Below are 13,154 nucleotides of genomic sequence, written 5' to 3'. Positions count from 1 at the left end.
GCAGTCCACGTCGCGTCTGTCGAGCTGGAGCTGGCCGCACTGGAGATGTGAGAAACACCCGCGAGCCCGATCAGGGCCGCTAGAAACAGTCCCAGCCTCATTTTACCGCCCCCTGGTTGCAGTTGTCCTATGACTGCACTCGGAAGTATACCAATCCGTCAATGATTTTGCACTTCATCTCGCCGCGTCTGCCGGAACCGGCTCTACCCCAGAACGACGAACCCGTAGCGCAGGTTTGACGGCTCGCGGCCGGCGCGCTCGTCGTCGGACTTGATCGCGGCGAAGCGGTCGTCGCGCCAGGCTCGGCATTCCCATGGCAAGCCTCCGGTCGCCAGGAGAGGATCCGCCTTCACTTTCCCTTCGGCGTGGCTGCCACGCCAGGCGCATGATTGAGGATCGAGCGCGTGAGGCCGCCATCGACCACCAGCGCCTGACCGGTGATGTAGCTGGCCTCCGGGCTCAACAGGAAGGCGATGGCGTCGGCAATGTCGCCCGGCTTGGCGACGCGGCCGAGCGGCACCAGCCTGGCGCGGCCCCGGGCCAGCTTGGGCTGGCGGTAGATCGCGTCGGTCATCGAGGTGTGGACGAAGCCGGGGCACACCGAATTGGCGCGGATGCCGTCTGAGGCCCATTCCATCGCCATCATCTCGGTCAGCATGATCAGGGCGGCCTTGGCCGGGCTGTAGGCGCCGGTCGGCAGCTGAGGCATCACGCCCGCCATCGACGACAGCATGACGATGGCGCCTTTCGACTTCTTGAGATGGGGGTGTGCTGCCTTGGCGAGCAGCCAGTTGGCCCGGAGGTTGATGTTAAAAATGCGATCCCAGGTCGAAACGTCGAGATCGACCAGTTTGGCCGGGGCGGCAATGCCGGCGTTGCCGACAATGCCGCTGATGCCGCCCATCGCCTTGACCGCAGTTGCGATCACCCGGGCGGGGTCGTTGGGCTTGGCCATGTCCGCCCGCAGCGTGTGGACCTTGCAGCCCGACGTCCGGAGGTTGACCGCCAACGCCTCGAGTTCGTCGAGATAGGCCACGTCGCAGAGCGTCAGCGCCTCGACGCCGTCGGCCGCGAGCTTGAGCGCCGTCGCCCGACCGATCCCCCGGCTTGCCCCCGTAATCACGACCCGCATGGCATATCCCCGCTTTCAGGTCGATGGTGGCACGGTTCCGGGCCTGGGGTCGATGGGCAGCAGGCGATCGAGACCCAGGAGGTTCTCGTAAAGGGCCGCCGCCTGCAGCAGGGCCGCCTCACCCCGAGGCTTGCCGACCAGCTGCAATCCCACGGGCCGGCCATACGGATCGAAGCCGCAAGGCACGGCAATGGCCGGACTGCCGGCGACCGTAATCGCGGAGTTGAGCGTCGAGCCAGACATGTAGTTCTCGAGCTTCTTGCCGTTGATGGTGGCGGGCGCACGCAGGTTGACGTCGAAGGCGGCGGTCGGCGCACTTGGCGTCACCAGCAGATCGTATTTCTGGAAGAACGCGACCATGCGCCTGAACAGCGCCGCGCGCTCGCGCTCGGCCCAGGCGAGCCGGCTGGTGGTCTGCTTGAGGCCAAGCTCGGTGTTCCAGATGATGTCCGGCTTGACCTTGTCGCGATGCTGCTGGATCTGCAACTCGCGATCGACGACGAACTGCTGGCCGCGCAACGCCATGAAGATCTCGTCGACCGGGCCGAAGTCGGGCGAGACCTCCTCGACGATGCAGCCCAGTTCCTCGAAACGCCGCGCCGCCTTGGTGCAGATCTCGCGGATATCCCGGTCGAGTTCGAACCGGCCGCCGAAGTCCGCCGTCCAGGCGACCCGTCTGGGGGCAACAGGTTTGGCGAGCGCGGCGCTGAACGACATCGCGGGCGCATCGAAGGTCATCGGATCTTCCAGGCAGAAGCCCGCCATGGCGTCGAGGAACAGCGCGAGGTCGGCCACGTTCCGCGCCATCGGCCCCTGCACCGACTGCGGCGACCAGAGATTGTTGGAAGTGCCGCGTGTCACGCGACCGGGCGAGGGCCGGAGGCCGACGGTCGAGCAATAGGTGCCGGGCCGGCGCAGCGAGCCGCCATGGTCGGATCCGTGCGCCAGCCAGACCTCGCCGGTCGCCACCGACACCGAGCCGCCGCCGGTCGACCCACCGCAGGTGAGCGAGGTGTTCCAGGGATTGCGGGTGCGGCCGAAGACTTCGTTAAAAGTGCTGCCGCCGGCGCCGAACTCCGGCGTGTTCGATTTGCCCATCACGATGCCGCCCTTGCGCTCGATACGCTCGACCAGGGGATTGGACCTGGCCGGCACATGGTCGGCGAAGATCGGCGAGCCGTAGGTCGTGCGCACGCCCGCGACATCGGTCAGGTCCTTGATCGAGACGGGAAGACCGGCGAGCCAGCCTGCTTCGCTGGAAGCTTCGCAGGCTCCGCCGCCCGCCATGATGCGCTTGGCGTGGTCACGCGCGCGGTCGAGGCAGAGGGTCGGCAGGGCGTTCACGGCGGGTTCGACCTCGGCGATGCGTCGGGCCGAGGCCTCGACCAGATCGAGCGGCGAGATATCCTTCCTCTTCAGCCGCGCCACGGCCTCGACAGCGGTCATCTTCCAAAGCTCGTTAGCCATCGCCCCATCCCTTTTCAGCAAACCACCTTTGCCAGACATGAAACTTTTGCATGTGCGACATTCGGCTTGAGGAAACACCAGAATGACGGACAAAGCCACCGGCCCGCTTCGCGGGTTGAAAATCGTCGATATCTCCACGGTCGTGGCCGGGCCCTTTGCCGCCGGCCTGCTGGGCGACTACGGCGCCGAGGTCGTCAAGGTCGAGATGCCGGGCGCCGGCGATTCGCTGCGCGCGCTGGCGCCGCACAAGGATGGCGCGCCGCTGTGGTGGAAGGTCACCAACCGCAACAAGAAGGGCATCACCCTCGACCTGCGCCAGGCCGCCGGCCGCGACCTGTTCGGCAAGCTGATCGCCGACGCCGACGTGCTGGTGGAGAATTTCCGGCCCGGCACGCTCGACGGCTGGGGCATCACCCGGGCCTGGCTGCAGGAGATCAACCCGCGGCTCACCATCCTGCGGGTCACCGGCTTCGGCCAGGACGGGCCCTACCGCGACCGGCCGGGCTTTGCCCGCATCTTCGAGGCGATGAGCGGCTTCACCCAGATCTGCGGCGAGGAAGGTGGCCGGCCGCTGCATCTCGGCTATCCGATCTCCGATGCCGTGGCCGGTCTGTTCGGCGCGCTCGGCATCCTGGCCGCCCTGCACGATCTCGCGCGCCATCCGGAGCGCCGCGGCCAGGACGTCGACTGCTCGGCGACCGAGGCCATGCTGCGCACGCTGGAGTTTCTCGCCATCGAGTACGACCAGCTGGGCGCCGTGCGCACCCGCTCGGGCAACCGCAGCCAGTACGCGGCGCCCGGCAACGTCTACCGCACGGCCGACGGCAAGTGGGCCTCCATCGCGGCCTCGACCCAGAGCATCTTTATCCGCCTTTGCGCCGCCCTCGATTTGCGCGGCCTGCTGGACGACCCGCGGTTCGCCACCAACCCGGCCCGGGTGCGCAACTACCGCGAACTCGACGAGATCGTGGGCGAGGCGCTTGGCAAACTCACGATGGCCGAGCTGCGCGAGGCCTTTGAGCGCCATGAAGTGGGCTTCTCGCCGATCTACGATATCGCCGACGTGTTCGACGATCCGCAGATCCGGGCACGCGAGGCGATCGTGCGCGTGCCGGACAGCGAACTGGGCTCGGTTCGCATGCAGGGCGTGGTGCCGCGATTTTCCGAGACGCCGGGCCGCGTGATGCGCGCGGGACCGACCATCGGCGAACACAACGACGAGGTTTACGGCGCCTTGGGCCTGTCCGCGGCGGAGATCGCGGCGCTCAAGGCGCGCAAGGTCATCTAGGGAGGACCCTCATGCTGAGACGTCATTTCGCGGCTCTGTCGCTGGCTGCACTCTGTCCCCTGCCCGCCCTCGCCCAGGGCGGCAAGGTCGCCAGGATCGTGGTCGGCTTTCCCGCCGGCCAGGGCATCGACCTCGTGTCGCGCATCGTGGCCGAGGCCCTGAAGGACGAACTTGGCGAGACTTTCATCGTCGAGAACAAGCCCGGCCAGGGCGGCAGCATTGCGCTCGGCCAGGTCGCGCGTGCGGCGCCCGACGGGTCCACCATCCTGATCTCGGCGATGGCGGCACTGGTGATGGCGCCGCATCTCTACAGGAACGTGACCTACGACACGCTGAAGAGTTTCGAGCCGGTCGGTCGGGTCGGCGACCTGCCGCTGGTGCTGGTGGTCAACCCGTCGCTGCCGGTCAAGACGCTGCCGGAGCTGATCGCCTACGCCAAGGCCAACCCGGACAAGCTCTCGCATTCCTCGTCGGGCAACAGCACCGTGAGCCATGTCGCCATGGAGGAATTGAAGCGCGCGACGGGGATGAAGATCCTGCACGTGCCCTACCAGGGCAGCGCGCAGTCGATGAACGACCTGATCGCGGGCAACGTCCAGGTGGCGCTGGATACCGTGGCGGTGACGCGGCCGCATATCGAGGCCGGCCGCCTGCGCCTGATCGCGGTGGGCAGCCTCGAGCGGCTGCCGTTCTTTCCCGACACACCGACCATCGCCGAGCAGGGCTTTCCGGGCTTCGAGGCCAATGCCTGGCTGGGCATGCTGCTGCCCGCGGGCGCGCCACGCGAGACCGTGGAGCGGCTGGCGGCGGCGCTGAACAAGATCGTCCGTTCACCGGCGGTCCAGCAGAAATTCCTGGCGGTGGGCACGCTGCCCAAGCCCAGCACGACGGCCGAGTTCGATGCCTTCCTCAGGGCCGAGTACACGCGCTGGGGCAAGGCGATCGCCGCCTCGGGCATCAAGGCGGACTGAGGAAGCCTCTGCGCCGGCGCTGGGCCATATAGAGCGCGCCCAGCAACATCAGGTTCAGGAGATTGAAGGCGAGCGCTGCCTGGAAGGCCGAGCGGTAGGAGAGCGTGGCGTCGAAGAGCGCGCCGCCCAGCCAGCCGCCGACCGCCATGCCCGCCATGGCGAACAGCATGACCACGCCCAGGCGCCAGCCGGCGATGGTGGGTCCATAGAGATAGCGCAGGATGAGTGCATAGCCCTGCACGATGGCGATGTAGGGAATGCCATGGATGATCGAGAGCGTGTAGATGCCCGACAGGCCTTCGACGAAGACGAAGCCCGCCAGCGAGGCGATCTGGATGACGGCACAGAGCAGGCTCACCTTGATCGGGCCGATGTAGTCGGAGAGGCGGCCCATGGCGAAGGTCGCGGCCACCGCCGTCAGCAGGATCAGCGAGATCGCCTCGGAACCGCGCGCCGGCGAGAAGCCGAGGTCGCCGCAGAAGGCCACCATATGCACGAACGGCACGGCCATGGCGGTGCAGCAGCAGAATCCCGCCGCCGAGAGCAGCACCATGAGCGCAGGCGACGACATGGGCAGGCTCGAGAGATCCTCGACCGGCCGCGCCGCCTTGCTGCGCGCGACCGGCGAGGGCCGCACATAGAAGGCGCAGACGAACAGCAGCACGCCCGCCGTGACGCCGTAGATCATCAGCATCTCGCGCCAGCCGACCTCGGGCAGCAGCCAGCGATAGATCTGCGGCCAGACGAAGCCCGAGAGCGCCGGCCCCACCGAGATGATCGACACTGCCGTGCTGCGACGGCGGTCGAACCAGCCCTGGATGTTGTTCATGGCCGGCGTGAACGTGGCGGCGTTGCCAAGGAAGCCGAATGGAATAGCATAGCCGACATAGAGCGCGAGCTCGCCGCCGCTGCTGGCGAGCCACCCTCCGGCCAGGATCGAGACGCCGGCGATCAGCAGCGGCACGCGGGGGCTGGTGCGGTCGGCCAGCCAGCCCATGAAGACGCCACCGACGCCCATGAAGAAGAAGCCCACCATATAGGCGAACGACGGCACCGCACGGCGGTCGCCGAACTCCGCGGCGATTTCCTTGAGCGCGATGACGGGCAGGTAGATCGCGCCACCGCCCAGGCCGATGCAGAACATCGACAGGAACGCCAGCCGCCAGGCGTAGGGGCTGTCTACGCCCGGACCATGACCCGGACGATGGACGACAGCGGTCATTCGCGCGCGAGGGCCGCTTCGGCAGCGGCCTTGGCATCGAGTACCTGGTCGTCGTCCATCAGCACCGTCACCTTGCGCAGCTTGCCGGTGAAGGGAAACGGCGCCTCGTAGTGCGACACCGGGCTCGAGCGATCGCGGCCGATGTCGAGGCCCGACCACGAGATGAAGCTGACGAAGCCGTTCTGGGTGTTAAAGCCGCCGACAGGCTCGCCGTCGATCAGCAGGGTGGCGAGGTTGCGGCCCTTGTCGCGCCGCATGCGCACGCCCAGCCGCCGGTTGCCCGCCGGCACCGGCCGGTCGGAGACGATCAGGTGATGCTCGCCGCCGATGTTCATGTCGTAGGCGAGGTTTCCGTCCTTCATGTAGAGCGAATAGCCGGTCGTGGCGTCGCCATGGGCAATCAGCACGCCCTCCGTGGTCGGACCATCGACGTGCGCGTCGGCCTCGATCGTGTAAGTGCGGTTGCGCACGTCGGGCGCCACGTCGGTCGGCACATGGCCCATGCCGGCATGGAAGACGAAGTGCTTGCGCGGCCCGTGGAAGCGCTTGGCGTTGTCGCCGAAGCGCTGCTGGAACCGGTCATCCAGCGGCAGCACCTTGCTCTTCTCGGCCTGCCGCCACCATTCCTCGATCATGGCCCTCAGCCGCTCCGGCTCCTTCTCGGCGAGATCGTCGACCTCGTTGAAATCCTTATCGAGGTGATAGAGTTCCCATTTGTCGTTCTCGAAGTCGCTGCCGGGCGGGTGGAACGACACGGCCTTCCAGCCGTCCTGCACCAGGCCGCGGTGGCCGAACATCTCGAAATACTGCGGCTTGGACTTTGACCTGGCCCGCTTGTTCTTCAGGCTCCTGGCGAAGCTGGTGCCCTCGAGCGGCATCTGCTTCACGCCGTTGATCGCCTTGGGCGGCTTGACGCCTACGATGTCGAGCAGGGTCGGCACGAGATCGCTGGCGTGACAGAACTGGTGGCGCAGCTCGCCGCGGGCCGCGATGCCCTTGCCCCACGCCATCACCAACGGATCACGGATGCCGCCGCCGTGCGTGTTCTGCTTGTAGCGCCTGAGCGGCGTGTTGGCCGCCATCGCCCAGCCCAGCGGGAAGTTGGAGTGGGTGTCGGGCCCGCCGATATCCTCGATGCGCGCGATCTTCTCGTCCAGAGTTTCGCGGCGGAGATTGTAGGGGCCCATGGCGTTGATCATGCCGAAGGGCCCGCCCTCCTGGCTGGCGCCGTTGTCGGACATGACGATGACCAGCGTGTCGTCGAGCTGCCCGGCCGTCTCAAGGAACGCCATCAGCCGCGCGATGTGCTGGTCGGCATGGTCGAGCATCGCGGCATAGGCCGCCTGCAGGCGGGTGAACATGCGCCGCTCGCCCTCGGCCACCTCGGCCCACGGCCGCACGACGTCGTTGCGCGGCGGCAGGCGCGTGCCTTTCGGCACGATGCCGAGCGCAATCTGGCGGGCAAGCCGGCGCTCGCGCTCGGCGTCCCAGCCTTCGGCGAAAATGGCGTCGTACTTGGCGATCAGATTGAAGGGCGCCTGGTGCGGCGCATGGCAGGCGCCGAAGGCGAGCCAGGTCAGCCACGGCGTCTCGGCATTGTCGGCGACATGGTCGGCGATGTAGCGGATGCCCTGATCGACCAGATCGGACGTCAGGTGATAGCCGGTGGCGAAGGTGCCCGGCGGATCGACCGGTGTGTTGTCGCGCACCAGCTCGGGCGCGTACTGGTCGGTCTCGGCATCCATGAAACCGTAGTAGCGGTCGAAGCCGCGGCCGAGCGGCCAGCCGTCGAAGGGGCCGGTGGCGCCCGATTCGGTGAGCGGCGTCACGTGCCACTTGCCCAGCATGTAGTTGCGGTAGCCGTGCGGGCGCAGCATTTCGGCGATGGTGCCGGCTTCCCTGGAAATCTTGCCGCGATAACCGGGATAGCCCGAGTCGAAGTTGGCGAGACAGCCGACGCCGACCGAGTGATGGTTGCGCCCCGTTAACAGTGCCGCCCGCGTGGTCGAGCACATGGCCGTCGTGTGAAAGCCGGTGTAGCGCAGGCCGCGTCCGGCGATGGCGTCGATGGCGGGGGTAGCGATCGGCGAGCCGTAGCAGCCGAGGTCGGAGAAGCTGACATCGTCGAACAGGATGACCAGGATGTTGGGCGCGCCTTTCGGCCGCTTCGGCGCCTCCGGCCAATGGGGCTGCGAATCCTGAATCGTCTTCCCGATCTTACCGTGTCCTGGGCTCGTCATGCGTTTCCTTTTCGTTAGAGCGGTTGTCCGACACTTGACCTATCGGATCAACCTTGTCGCAATTCATGACCCGGGTTAGGGAAAGTCATGGCTCAGTTCACCTCCGACGGGCTGTCGCTCGCCTACGATGCGTTCGGCCCCGCCGACGCGAAGAAGGCGATCGTGCTGGTGCATGGCTTTTCCGCCAACCGGTACGAGAACTGGAAGCGCATGGGCTGGTACGACGCCATCGCCGCCAAGGGAATGCGCGGCTTCGCCCTCGACAATCGCGGCCACGGCGAAAGCGACAAGCCGCACGATCCCGCCCAGTACGATCGCGAGGCGATGGCGCGCGATCTATTTGCATTGATGGATCATGCCGGCGTCGAGCGCGCCCATCTGCTGGGCTTCTCCATGGGTTCGCACATCGCGCTGACCGCGGCCCTCGTCGACGGCAGCCGCATCGACCATCTCGTGGTGGCAGGCGTCGGCGCAAAAATGTTCGATCCGCCGCGCGAGGAAGGCGCGATGGCCGAGGCGATGGAGGCTGAATCACCCGACTCGATCAGCGATCCGATGCTGAAAAGCTTCCGCCATTTCGCCGACGAGCAGAAGGAAGACCGTCTTGCATTGGCGGCCTGTTCGCGCGGCGCCCGCGTGCCGCTTACGCAGCCCTCGCTCATGGCAATCCGCCGGCCGACGCTTGTCGTGGCCGGCGCCCGAGACCAGCTCGCCGGGCCGCCGCAGGGCCTGGCCGATGCCATTCCCGGCGCCAAGGCGGTGACCCTGCCGGGCTGCGATCACTTCTCCTGCATCGGCCATCCGCTGTTCAAGGCGAGCGTCTTCGACTTCTTCGACGGATGGCTGGAGTAACGCCGTGGCACGGGTTTCGTTCAAGACCATCCGGGCGCGGGCCGCCAAACGCAAGGGCGGCGAGAAGGTGCTGACCTCGCTCCTGCCGAAGAAGCGCAACAACAAGGATCTCGCCAAGCTCGGCGACGATCGCGTGCTGGCCGAGATGGCACGCCGGGTGTTCTCGGCCGGCTTCGTGTGGAGCGTGATCGACCAGAAATGGCCGGGCTTCGAGGCGGCATTCCTCGGCTTCAATCCCAGGCGGCTGCTGTTCCAGCCCGCCGAGTTCTGGCACGACCTCGCCTCCGACAAGCGCATCGTGCGCAATCCGCAGAAGATCAAGTCGGTGCGCGAGAACGCGAAGTTCGTGAGCGATATCGCGGCCGAACACGGCAGCTTCGGCAAGTTCCTCGCGACATGGCCTGTCGACGATCAGATCGGCCTGATGGAGGTCCTTGCCAAGCGCGGTTCGCGGCTGGGCGGCAATACCTGCCAGTACCTGCTGCGCTTCCTCGGTCGCGACTCCTTCATCCTGACCAGCGACCTGATCCTCTGCCTGCGCGATGCCGGCGTGCCGATCGGCGAGAAGGGCACGTCGAAGAAGGACATGAAGCTCGCTCAGGAGCAGATCAACGCGTGGGCAAAAGAGACAGGCCTGCCGCTGACCCACATCTCGCGTATCTGCTCGATGTCGATCGGCGAGAACCACGATGCCGTGCGGCTGAAGGAGATCATGCAGACATGACCGACATCCTGCTGATCAACCCCAACACCACGGCATCGATCACCGACCTCGTTCTGAAGACGGCCAGGCGCTTCGCCTCCAAGGGCACGACGCTGCGCGCCGTCACCGGTGCGTTCGGGCCGCGCTACATCGCCTCGCGCGCCGCCTACGCCATCGCCGGCCACGCCGCGCTCGACGCGCTGGCCAACGACAAGGGCCGCAAGGACGCCGTCGTGCTGGCCTGCTTCGGCGATCCCGGCCTCGCGGCCCTCAAGGAAGTGAGTCCCGTGCCGGTGGTCGGCATGGCCGATGCGGCGATCCTGCAGGCCTGCGCCATGGGCAACCGCTTCTCCATCGTGACCGGCGGCGAGCGCTGGAAGTCGATGCTCGAGGAATTCGTCGCCAGCCACGGCCTCTCCTCGCGGCTGGCCTCGGTGCGCACTGTGGCGCCGACCGGCGCCGATATCGCCCGCAACCCCAAGGCCGCCCTGGCGCTGCTGGCCAAGGGTTGTACGGCCTGCGTGCGCGAGGACGGCGCCGATGTGGTGATCCTGGGTGGCGCCGGCCTCGCCGGTCTTGCCGCAAAATTGAAGCCCCTGGTCGATGCCCCTCTTCTCGATGGGGTTGCTTGCGCGATCTCCATGGCCGAGGGGCTGGCGCGGCAAAAGCCTGTCAAGGCAACCAGCGGTTCGCTCGCCCGCCCCGCCACCGTACCGAGCATCAATCTCTCCAAGGGCCTCGCAAAGCTGCTCGGATAACCCTAGGCTCGGGCCATGCGGTTGGTCAGTTTTCGCCAAGCGGGCGCGCGCAAATTCGGCGCCGTCGTGGATGGCGGTGTCGTCGATCTGTCGGAACGGACCGGCGGACGCTGGCCCAGCCTGCGAGCAGCCATTGCCGGCAAGGCGCTGGCCGAGCTGGCGGTCGCGATCAAGGGCGTGGCCGCCGACTTCAAGATGGACGAGGTCGAGCTGCTGCCGGCCATTCCCGATCCCGAAAAAATCCTCTGCATCGGTCTCAACTATGCAAGCCACGTGGGCGAAGTCGGCCGCCAGGTGCCGACGGTGCCCAGTGTCTTCTCGCGGCTTCACAATACGCTGGTGGCCCATGGCGGCGACATCGTGCGGCCGCGCGCCTCGATCGATTTCGACTTCGAGGGCGAACTCGCGGTCGTGATCGGCGAACGCTGCCGCCATGTCTCGCGGGCGAGCGCCCTCTCCGTCATCGCCGGCTACACCTGCTTCCTCGACGGCAGCGTGCGCGACTTCCAGAAGCATTCGGTGACGGCGGGCAAGAATTTCCCGGCGACCGGCCCGCTCGGGCCGTGGATGGTCACGTCGGACGTGATCGCCGATCCGCAGCGACTCGAGCTCACGACCCGCCTCAACGGCACCGTCGTGCAGCACGACACGACCGAACACATGATCTTCGACGTCGCCACCATCATCGAATATCTCTCGACGGTGACGTGGCTGGAGCCGGGTGACATCATCGCCACCGGCACGCCGGACGGCGTCGGCGCGGGCCGCAAGCCACCGCTCTGGATGAAGGGCGGCGACAAGGTCGAGGTCGAGATCTCCGGCATCGGGACACTGGGCGTCAATGTCGTCGACGAGTGAACCGATCGGCCTGCCGGCCGAGGCCGCCTCCGGCCCAAGGTGGAGCCGCGAGACCAAGGTGATCGCGCTGATCGCCGTGGCGCACTTCGTCAGCCATGTGCACATCATGCTGCTGCCGCCGCTGTTCGGCGAGGTGCGCGAAGCCTTCGGCGTCAGCTACATCCAGATCGGCCTGGCGCTGACCGCCTTCAACGTCGCCTCGGCCTTGCTGCAAACGCCGGCGGGCTTCCTGGTCGATCGCATCGGCCCGCGCGCCATGCTGACCGGCGGGCTGCTGCTGGGCGCCGCCGCCATCGCCGCCGCGGCGCTGCTGCCGGGCTACTGGTTCTTCGTCATCGCCTACGCCTTCCTCGGCGTCGCCAACACGGTCTATCACCCGGCCGACTACACGATCCTGTCGGCCACAGTCGACCACCGGCGGATCGGCAAGGCCTTCTCGATCCACACCTTCGCGGGCTACCTGGGCTCCGGCGTCACGCCCGCCCTGGTGCTGGCCTGTGCCGCGGTCTGGGGCTGGCGCGGCGGGTTCCTGTTCGCCGCCGGTCTTTCCTTCACGATCGCCCTGCTGGTGATCGTGGCCGGCAGCATCCTGCCGCGCGTCGTCCACAAGCCCGGCCAGCAGCCCGCAAAAGGCGAGACCAAGGTCGGGCTCGGCCTGCTGCTGAGCGCACCGATCCTGCGCAACCTGCTGTTCTTCCTCTGCATGGCCATGGCCACCGGCGGCATCCAGACCTTCACCGTCGTCGGCCTTGAAGCCATCCACGGCACGACCTTCTCGGCCGCCAACGTGGCGCTCTCCGGCTTCCTGCTGTGCAGCGCCTTCGGCGTGCTGCTGGGCGGCATCATCGCCGACCGCACGCCGCACCACGAGCGCGTCGCGGCGGTCGGCTTCGCCTTCACCTCGACAATGGCGATCCTGATGGCCTGGGTGAACATGCCGGCGGCCGTCCTGGTCGGCGTGATGTCGCTGGGCGGCCTGCTGAACGGCATGATCCAACCGTCGCGCGACATGATGGTGCGCGCCGTCACGCCGCCGGGTTCGTTCGGCAAGGTGTTCGGCTTCGTCAGCACCGGATTCAACCTCGGCGGCATGATGGGCCCCCTGCTCTACGGTTGGCTGATGGACCGCGGCGAGCCGCGCGCCATCTTCATGATCGTCGTCGGCTTCTTTCTTCTCGCCCTCGTGACCGCGATCACCCGCGCCAAACCGCAAGGAACCACCGTATGGACTCGCTAGCGCCCACCACCGGCAAGAAGACCGACGCACTGGCCCAGCGCTACGGCGCCGATGCCCTCAAGGATTGGCAGGGGCCTCCGGCCGGTCCGTGGAACGACACCATCGCGGGCATGCTCGATCACCGCTCGGTGCGCGGCTACAAGCCCGACCCGCTGCCGCCGGGCACGCTGGAGACGCTGATCGCCGCGGCGCAGTCGGCGGCCACCAGCTCCAACATGCAGTGGTGGTCGGCCGTCGCCGTCACCGACCCGGCCAAGAAGAAGGTGCTGGCGGAGATCGCCGGCAACCAGAAGCACATCGAGCAATGCCCGCTTTACATCTGCTGGGTTGCCGACATGTCGCGCAACCAGCGCATCTCCGACGCCACGAAGACCGACTTCGAGACCATGCCCTGGCTGGAAACCTTCATGGTCGCCTGCATCGATG

Annotated in this window: 13 protein-coding genes; 8 read left to right on the top strand and 5 right to left on the bottom strand. The window is 67.1% G+C overall.

Going from position 1 to position 13,154, the window contains the following annotated elements; translation table 11 throughout:
- Positions 1–203: 203 nt before the first annotated feature.
- The 3 genes from EPO55_RS09170 to EPO55_RS09160 are packed head-to-tail and all read right to left on the bottom strand — an operon-like array spanning position 204 to position 2,599.
- A complete protein-coding gene (locus EPO55_RS09170) occupies positions 204–353 on the bottom strand; it encodes a hypothetical protein (protein WP_296336364.1) in 150 nt (49 codons plus the stop codon).
- Positions 350–1,132: an SDR family NAD(P)-dependent oxidoreductase gene (locus tag EPO55_RS09165; protein WP_296336363.1), complete on the bottom strand. Its 783-nt coding sequence runs from the start codon at positions 1,130–1,132 to the stop codon at positions 350–352. Before EPO55_RS09165 ends, EPO55_RS09170 begins: the two co-directional genes overlap by 4 nt.
- 15 nt (positions 1,133–1,147) lie before the next feature.
- Complete coding sequence (locus tag EPO55_RS09160) at positions 1,148–2,599, bottom strand: amidase family protein (protein WP_296336361.1); 1,452 nt, start codon at positions 2,597–2,599, stop codon at positions 1,148–1,150.
- A gap of 82 nt (positions 2,600–2,681) precedes the next feature.
- Between EPO55_RS09160 and EPO55_RS09155 the strand changes: the two genes are divergently transcribed.
- Positions 2,682–3,887, top strand: a complete 1,206-nt coding sequence (locus EPO55_RS09155; protein WP_296336360.1) for a CoA transferase — start codon at positions 2,682–2,684, stop codon at positions 3,885–3,887.
- An 11-nt stretch (positions 3,888–3,898) separates the two neighbouring features.
- A complete protein-coding gene (locus tag EPO55_RS09150; protein ID WP_296336359.1) occupies positions 3,899–4,858 on the top strand; it encodes a tripartite tricarboxylate transporter substrate binding protein in 960 nt (319 codons plus the stop codon).
- Here the strand turns inward: EPO55_RS09150 and EPO55_RS09145 are convergent.
- Complete coding sequence (locus EPO55_RS09145) at positions 4,845–6,080, bottom strand: MFS transporter (RefSeq protein ID WP_296336357.1); 1,236 nt, start codon at positions 6,078–6,080, stop codon at positions 4,845–4,847. The genes EPO55_RS09150 and EPO55_RS09145 overlap by 14 nt on opposite strands.
- The gene (locus EPO55_RS09140) at positions 6,077–8,320 is read right to left on the bottom strand and encodes an arylsulfatase (RefSeq protein WP_296336355.1); all 2,244 of its coding nucleotides are present in this window, start codon (positions 8,318–8,320) and stop codon (positions 6,077–6,079) included. Before EPO55_RS09140 ends, EPO55_RS09145 begins: the two co-directional genes overlap by 4 nt.
- A gap of 87 nt (positions 8,321–8,407) precedes the next feature.
- Here EPO55_RS09140 and EPO55_RS09135 point away from each other — a divergent pair, with 87 nt between their 5' ends.
- From EPO55_RS09135 to EPO55_RS09110, 6 genes are all read left to right on the top strand, one after another.
- Entirely contained in the window at positions 8,408–9,172 is a 765-nt protein-coding gene (locus EPO55_RS09135) for an alpha/beta hydrolase (protein WP_296336353.1), read from the top strand.
- Between the two features lie 4 nt (positions 9,173–9,176).
- Positions 9,177–9,896 (top strand): DNA-3-methyladenine glycosylase I, encoded by a 720-nt coding sequence (locus EPO55_RS09130; protein WP_296336352.1) that lies wholly within the window; start codon positions 9,177–9,179, stop codon positions 9,894–9,896.
- Positions 9,893–10,633, top strand: coding sequence for an aspartate/glutamate racemase family protein (locus EPO55_RS09125; RefSeq protein ID WP_296336350.1), 741 nt, complete (start codon positions 9,893–9,895; stop codon positions 10,631–10,633). Before EPO55_RS09130 ends, EPO55_RS09125 begins: the two co-directional genes overlap by 4 nt.
- 15 nt (positions 10,634–10,648) lie before the next feature.
- Positions 10,649–11,491 (top strand): fumarylacetoacetate hydrolase family protein, encoded by an 843-nt coding sequence (locus EPO55_RS09120; protein ID WP_296336349.1) that lies wholly within the window; start codon positions 10,649–10,651, stop codon positions 11,489–11,491.
- A complete protein-coding gene (locus EPO55_RS09115) occupies positions 11,475–12,728 on the top strand; it encodes an MFS transporter (protein WP_296336348.1) in 1,254 nt (417 codons plus the stop codon). The genes EPO55_RS09120 and EPO55_RS09115 overlap by 17 nt, the downstream gene beginning before the upstream one ends.
- Positions 12,716–13,154 (top strand): nitroreductase family protein (locus EPO55_RS09110; RefSeq protein WP_296336347.1); only part of this gene is annotated, 439 nt, incomplete at its 3' end. The genes EPO55_RS09115 and EPO55_RS09110, both read left to right, overlap by 13 nt.

This window comes from Reyranella sp., assembly GCF_004296935.1.
In the GTDB taxonomy this organism is placed as follows: Bacteria; Pseudomonadota; Alphaproteobacteria; order Reyranellales; family Reyranellaceae; genus Reyranella.
The sequence above is the reverse complement of the archived record's forward strand: the minus strand, read 5'-3'. Positions and strand labels throughout refer to the sequence as shown.